The sequence below is a fragment of the Brenneria salicis ATCC 15712 = DSM 30166 genome, assembly GCF_003315515.1.
Taxonomy (GTDB): domain Bacteria; phylum Pseudomonadota; class Gammaproteobacteria; order Enterobacterales; family Enterobacteriaceae; genus Brenneria; species Brenneria salicis.
Map to the genome: position 1 here is coordinate 1 of NZ_QNRY01000077.1, position 6,131 is coordinate 6,131.

A 6,131-nucleotide genomic window follows, 5' to 3' on the forward strand; every position below is an offset into this window, starting at 1 on the left:
AAAAATGTCAGACAATTTATTAAAACCGCATCACCTTTCCCAGGCAACAAACCTGGACTAACAAAAGTGGAGCGGTAATAGGCGCAGTTATTTAGTTGAGTATTGGATAAACTAAAACATCGAACTTGCCCCGTGAGATCCATTGTTTCCATGTCACATTTCCTGTGGCTGATCAATTGCCCTGCAACTGCATTAGCGTTATAGTTATTTCGCTTATTCTCAGGGCGGGGTGTAATTCCCCACCGGCGGTAAATCAGTCGTATACAACGTAGAAATATTTACGACGTATAGGAATTGGAAGCCCGCGAACGCTCACATCGTTTGATTTAACGGCGAAACCGCCTGGTTTTTCAGCGTGAGGTCAGCAGACCCGGTGTAATTCCGGGGCCGACGGTGATAGTCCGGATGGGAGAGAGTAACGATACCTGTCGGGCATAGCGCCCGCTCGCGTTATTTTTGTTAGCTATTATCATGCAATCGGTGGTAATGGTTACTCCTCAAGTTCGCCCTGATTCTGGTAATCCATAAAAATATTGAGGTTTTTTACCATGAATCAGACATTACTTTCTGAATTTGGCAATCCTACCGAACGTGTGGAACGTGCTCTTGGTGCTTTGCGTCAAGGTCGTGGCGTTCTGGTTCTGGATGATGAAGATCGCGAAAACGAAGGCGATCTTATTTTTGCGGCTGAAAACATGACCGTAGAACAAATGGCGCTGACTATTCGCCACGGCAGCGGCATTGTTTGTCTGTGCCTGACCGACGCGCATCGTCAGCGGTTGGAATTACCGATGATGGTGGAGCATAACTCCAGCGCTTATCAGACCGGTTTTACCATCTCGATTGAAGCCGCAAAAGGGGTCACCACCGGCGTTTCTGCCGCTGACCGTATTACCACGATCCGAACGGCAATTGCAGATGATGCGAAACCAAGCGATCTGAATCATCCCGGTCACGTTTTCCCGCTGCGCGCGCAGCCGGGCGGCGTGTTGACGCGTGGCGGACACACGGAAGCCTCGGTGGATCTGGCGATGTTGGCGGGGCTAAAGCCAGCGGGTGTGCTGTGTGAATTAACCAATGACGACGGTTCCATGGCCCATGCGCCGGAAGTTGTCGCGTTCGCCAGACAACACCACATGCCGGTATTGACCATCGAAGATCTGGTGGCTTACCGTCAGGCGATGGAGCGTAAAGCAGGCTAAGTGAGCAAGCTTTAAGCGAAACAGAGGGCCGGCATTCCCGGCCCTCTGTTATTTTCCGTATTGCGATTTTTTAGCATCAGCCGCTGTCTTATTCAGGCAAACTGCCGTTTTCTCGCCAGCAGTGTGGCGAAACGCAGCTTGATGCGGTTGCCGTTGACGTCCGTTTTGTGCAACTCGCCGAGGTCTTCGTTGTATTTGATGATATCCCAGTCGGCATAATACTGCTTCAATTCGCCTTGTTTAAAGGTGAAGGAGAAGGGGAGCGGACACGGATAGTCATCGGTCGACATGGCGGCGATAATTAAATTATAACCGCCGTTTGTGGTGCTCTCCTGCATGTTGTTAATGACATGTGGAATGCGATCGCGCTCCAGGAACATCAACACCACCGTTGACAGAATAAAGTCGTATTGCGCGTTGATTTCAGCCAGATTGATGTCATAAACGTCAGCCCGAATTGCCCTCAACCTTTCACTGCTGATGATGTTACTGAGTGAGGCAATGCTCTGCTCATTCTTGTCGCAGGCGGTGACATCAAACCCGCGCAAGTTCAGATACAGTGAGTTACGCCCGCCGCCACAGCCCAAATCCAGCATTTTACAAGAGGTGATGTATTGCATGGCGTCAATGACGTCGGAATGCGTGCGCGTCAGCCCGTATTTTTTGTGGTAAAAATCTTCTGGCGAACAGAAAAACTCAGTTCACATTCGAGATCATCAGAAAAAGAGACGATCTGGTGCCATACCTGCGGTGCGACAATCGGTGGCTGATTTTGTGGCGAGAAATGAAACGTTTCCTGAATATCGCCATTTTCGTGTAACAGCGCCAGAGTCATTTCCCCACGACGCAGGGAGAGTTTAGCCCAGGTGCCGGCCTTGGTATTGTGTTTTTCCTGAAAGGCGGCGGGTAATGTCTGGCTATTCCACGGTGGCATTTTTTTATAACAAATAAGATCTTGCATCTTTACCTCTGCACGTACCTGCTAACACCCAATGTTATAAACCAGCACGTTGCTTGCCAATAAATATATATTTTAAATGCGATATTTATTTCGAAGGAAAAAAGATAACAGCCAAAGGAATGAATAGCATGCTAAATGATGGCTGAGAGGGGCACTCAATCAGGGTAAACGAAGAGGATGAAATCCCCGGCGAGATGCGCCGGGGCGTTTTCTTATGCACATTTAGTACATTTGGAATTCTGAATAATCTGAAAGAAATCGTTCCCTTTATCATCTACCAGAATGAAGGCCGGGAAGTCTTCCACTTCGATTTTCCAAATGGCTTCCATACCCAGTTCCGGGTATTCCACGCAGGTCAGACTCTTGATGCTGTTTTGCGCCAGAATCGCCGCCGGGCCGCCAATGCTGCCAAGGTAGAAACCACCGTGTTTCTTGCACGCATCGGTAACTTGCTGGCTGCGGTTGCCTTTTGCCAGCATGATCATGCTGCCGCCGTTGGCTTGCAGTAAATCAACATAAGAGTCCATCCGGCCTGCGGTGGTCGGGCCTAATGAGCCGGATGCATAACCCGCCGGGGTTTTAGCCGGACCTGCATAGTAAATCAGATGATCTTTGATGTACTGCGGCAGACCTTCGCCGTTATCCAGACGCTCTTTCAGTTTGGCATGCGCAATGTCACGGCCCACGATGATGGTGCCGGTCAGGGACAGTCGAGTCGATACCGGATACTGCGACAGCGTTTTCAGGATCTCGGCCATCGGACGATTCAGGTCGATTTTGACCGCATCGCCTTCACCGGCCTGGCGCAAATGTTCAGGAATATACTTGCCGGGATTCTGTTCCAGTTGTTCCAGCCAGATCCCTTTACGGTTGATCTTGCCCTTGATATTGCGGTCAGCCGAACAGGATACGCCCATTCCGACCGGACAAGATGCGCCGTGGCGCGGCAGGCGGATAATGCGTACATCGTGAGCAAAGTATTTACCGCCGAATTGCGCGCCCAGGCCCAGATCACGCGCGGCTTGCAGAATTTCCTGCTCCAGCGCCACATCACGGAAGGCTTGTCCGTGCTCGTTGCCCTCAGTCGGTAGTTCGTCATAGTAGCGGGTGGACGCCAGTTTGACGGTTTTGAGCGTGCTTTCCGCCGAGGTGCCGCCAATGACAAACGCAATGTGATACGGCGGGCAGGCAGCCGTACCCAGGGAACGCATTTTCTCAATCAGGAAGCTTTTCAGTTTTTCTGGCGTCAATAACGCTTTGGTTTCCTGATACAAGTAGGTTTTGTTGGCGGAACCGCCACCCTTAGAGACAAACAGGAATTTATAATCTTCGCCCTCGGTGGTGTAGAGGTCTATCTGGGCAGGCAGGTTGGTGCCGGTGTTCACCTCTTGGTACATATCCAGCGCCGCGTTCTGTGAGTAGCGCAGGTTATCTTCGATAAAGGTGTTGTACACGCCGCGAGACAGCGCCTCGGCATCATTGCCGCCGGTCCATACTCTCTGGCCTTTTTTGCCGACGATGATCGCCGTACCGGTGTCCTGGCAGGTCGGCAAAATACCTTTAGCGGCAATTTCAGAGTTACGCAGGAATTGCAGGGCGACGTATTTGTCGTTTTCGCTGGCTTCCGGGTCGTGAAGGATATCGGCGACTTGCTGTTGATGGGAAGGACGAAGCATAAAAGACGCATCGTGGAAGGCTTGTTGAGCGAGGATGGTTAGGGCTTCCGGCTCAATCTTAAGAATATCCTGACCTTCAAATTGCGTCACAGAAACAAAATCATTGCTTAGCAGACGATACTCGGTGTCATCTTGACCTAATGGAAAAGGTTCTTGGTAGTGGAAGGGTTTATTTGACATTGTTTTCTCACTCGCGTTCGTATTATTAGTAGGCTTGTATTTTGTGTGATTCAATCTCAGTTAAAGACTTTTGTATCAGGTCGAATACCTGTCGCGCGGGGGAATAGAACGCGGTTTTTTCATTGTGGCATTCTTATCCTGGACAAACACAAAAGTAATAATCCCTATAATAGTATGGTTTTGTGGCGGCAAGTACCACTTTGGTACATCACATAATTGGCAATAATTAACAGGATTATTTGCTTGTCCGCGTTATGATGAAGAAAAGTAAAATCATTGTAATCAAATAGGTTTGATTATTGAGACAGGGTGATATTAAGTTATTTAATTAAGTTACTTAATTAAAATCATTACTCTGGTTAAAAATAATAACTGTTCGATTAATGCTGTTATTTTTTTAAACCGATTGCATAAAGCGAAAATAATATAAGCACAGCGCTCGTTCTGTTGCCATTAAAGCAGTTTCAGTCTGAACGCCTGATAATCCGGCAGTGCAGGCGCACGCCATAAGTACCATGATGCAATGGTGCGATAAGGCTGACAAGGTTCGCTCAGTTCACGCAGGAGATGGCGAGTCGGCATCTCTTGTAAATGGTAGACATAGCGTAGACCTTGTCGGATGCCTAAATCGTCGAGCGGCATAATATCCGTTCGTTCCAGCGAGTAAATCAGAAAAATTTCCACCGTCCAGCGGCCAATCCCTTTTAATGAGCACAACTGCCTGATAAGCGTTTCATCATCCATACCGGCAGCCTGTTCAAGGCTTGGCACCAGACCGCTCAAGGCGCCGTGGGAGATGGCGTGCAGGGTGTCTATTTTGCGGGCGGAAAAACCGCATTGCCTCAGGGTTGCGCTGGAGCAGGCGACCATCTGTTCTACGCTGGGAAATTGTCCATCATGGATGTTCATCAGTTTCGTCACCATCGCATCACCGGCGCGGGTGGTTAACTGCTGGTGGGCAACCGCCCGGATCAAGGCTTCATAAGGTTCTCTATGAGGGGCTGTCTGATGGCGGCATGCTCCTACCTGCGATATCAGGTTGGCCCAGCGTTCGTTAATGGCGCTGAGGTGTGCTGCGGCTTTATGATCAAAATTCCGTTGGGGGTTGGACGTCATCACTGTTTTCCCTGGTTTACATATTTTGAAAGGCCATGATCTGGTAAGGCAATCGAACACAGGTGATTATATGATGATCCGCTACGCTATGGATGATCCTGAGCGATGCTTTGAATTAAAAAGCAAGGATTGGGCGTGTGCGCCACGTTTTTTCATCTTATGGTGAGGAGCGCCATAAATCGGGCTTCTATAACCATAACGCGTGAGGTGAGTAATGAAACTTAACGGTCCATGCCAACAGACCGGGCAAATCATTCATGTCGATCCGCCCGGCGAGGATGATGATCCTCGCTGGCTGGCTTTACGTACCCGAAACAAGGCGGCTGATGGCCATTTTGTCTATGCCGTTAAAACGACCGGGGTATATTGTTCACCTTCCTGTGCCTCACGTCAGCCGAAACACGAGAATGTGCTGTTTTTTGATTCGCCCGATGAGGCGGAAGCGGCGGGATTTCTCCCCTGTAAGCGGTGCCGCCAAAGACGAATCTCGCGGGAGGCGCAGCAGATGGAGCAGATAGCCAATGCCTGTCGTATTATCGAGAGATCGGATAATCCGCTAACGTTGGCGGCGCTGACCAGGATGGTTGGGCTGAGCACCTTTTATTTTCACCGTTTGTTTAAAGCGACAACGGGTGTAACGCCGAAACAGTATGCTCACGCATATCAACATCAGCAGGTTCGCCGCCAATTAATGGCGAAGGGGTCGGTCACGGAGGCGATATTGGCTGCAAGTTATGGCGCTAACGGGCGTTTTTACGCGCAATCCAATGCGTTGCTGGGCATGACGCCGACGGCATTTCGCCATCAGGGACAAGGTATGGCGATCTACTTCGCGGTTGGCGTCTGTTCAATCGGTGAGATCCTGGTGGCTGAAAGTGAACGCGGGATCTGCGCCATTCTGCTAAATAACTGCGCCTATTACCGCTCCACTTTTGTTAGTCCAGGTTTGTTGCCTGGGAAAGGTGATGCGGTTTTAATAAATTGTCTGACATTTTT

General features: G+C 49.7%; 4 protein-coding genes, 1 pseudogene and 1 riboswitch. Of the genes and pseudogenes, 2 read left to right on the forward strand and 3 right to left on the reverse strand.

Going from position 1 to position 6,131, the window contains the following annotated elements; translation table 11 throughout:
* Positions 1–211 precede the first annotated feature (211 nt).
* Positions 212–421, forward strand: a riboswitch (FMN riboswitch).
* A gap of 127 nt (positions 422–548) precedes the next feature.
* Entirely contained in the window at positions 549–1,202 is a 654-nt protein-coding gene (gene ribB / locus DES54_RS18060; RefSeq protein WP_113869735.1) for a 3,4-dihydroxy-2-butanone-4-phosphate synthase, read from the forward strand.
* Between the two features lie 92 nt (positions 1,203–1,294).
* Here ribB and tehB read toward each other — a convergent pair.
* From tehB to DES54_RS18075, 3 genes and pseudogenes are all read right to left on the reverse strand, one after another.
* Positions 1,295–2,163, reverse strand: a pseudogene (gene tehB / locus DES54_RS18065) (SAM-dependent methyltransferase TehB).
* Between the two features lie 212 nt (positions 2,164–2,375).
* On the reverse strand, positions 2,376–4,019 hold the full coding sequence (gene fumA, locus DES54_RS18070) for a class I fumarate hydratase FumA (protein WP_113869737.1): 1,644 nt from the start codon (positions 4,017–4,019) through the stop codon (positions 2,376–2,378).
* A 453-nt stretch (positions 4,020–4,472) separates the two neighbouring features.
* Positions 4,473–5,135, reverse strand: a complete 663-nt coding sequence (locus DES54_RS18075; RefSeq protein ID WP_113869739.1) for a DNA-3-methyladenine glycosylase family protein — start codon at positions 5,133–5,135, stop codon at positions 4,473–4,475.
* A 214-nt stretch (positions 5,136–5,349) separates the two neighbouring features.
* Here DES54_RS18075 and DES54_RS18080 point away from each other — a divergent pair.
* Positions 5,350–6,131, forward strand: a 782-nt coding sequence (locus DES54_RS18080; RefSeq protein WP_113869741.1) for a bifunctional transcriptional activator/DNA repair enzyme AdaA, incomplete at its 3' end; no start/stop codon positions are given.